This window comes from Variovorax sp. Root473, from assembly GCF_001426505.1.
GTDB lineage: Bacteria > Pseudomonadota > Gammaproteobacteria > Burkholderiales > Burkholderiaceae_C > Variovorax.
Map to the genome: position 1 here is coordinate 220,210 of NZ_LMEV01000014.1, position 571 is coordinate 220,780.

Below are 571 nucleotides of genomic sequence, written 5' to 3' on the forward strand. Positions count from 1 at the left end.
CGCAGCGCTGGCTTGCGGTGGCGACGTCCACGTCCTCGTGGCCGGTGCCAACGCCGCAGAGGCTGCCAAGGCCGCTGCACAGATCGCTGGTGTCTCCAAGGTCATCGCCGCCGACAGCGCATCGCTGGCCGAGAACCTTGCTGAAAACGTCGCAGCGCAAGTGCTGGCGATCGCAGCGAACTACAGCCACATCCTGTTCCCCTCGACCGCCAACGGCAAGAACGTCGCACCGCGCGTGGCCGCCAAGCTGGATGTGGCTCAGATCAGCGACATCACCAAGGTCGACAGCCCCGACACCTTCGAGCGCCCGATCTACGCCGGCAACGCCATCGCCACCGTGCAGAGCACCGACGCCACCAAGGTGATCACGGTGCGCACGACCGGTTTCGACGCCGCTGCTGCCACCGGTGGCAGCGCAGCGATCGAAACGGCTGAAGGCGTCGCCGACAGCGGTAAGAGCGCCTTCGTGGGCCGCGAAGTCACCAAGAGCGACCGCCCCGAACTGACCGCCGCCAAGATCATCGTCTCGGGTGGCCGCGCGCTGGGCAGCGCCGAGAAGTTCACCGAAGTG

At 67.1% G+C, this 571-nt stretch carries 1 protein-coding gene; it reads left to right on the plus strand.

Annotated features, from left to right (window positions below; genetic code table 11):
• Positions 1-571, plus strand: a 571-nt coding sequence (locus tag ASD34_RS08935; protein WP_414929867.1) for an electron transfer flavoprotein subunit alpha/FixB family protein, incomplete at both ends; no start/stop codon positions are given.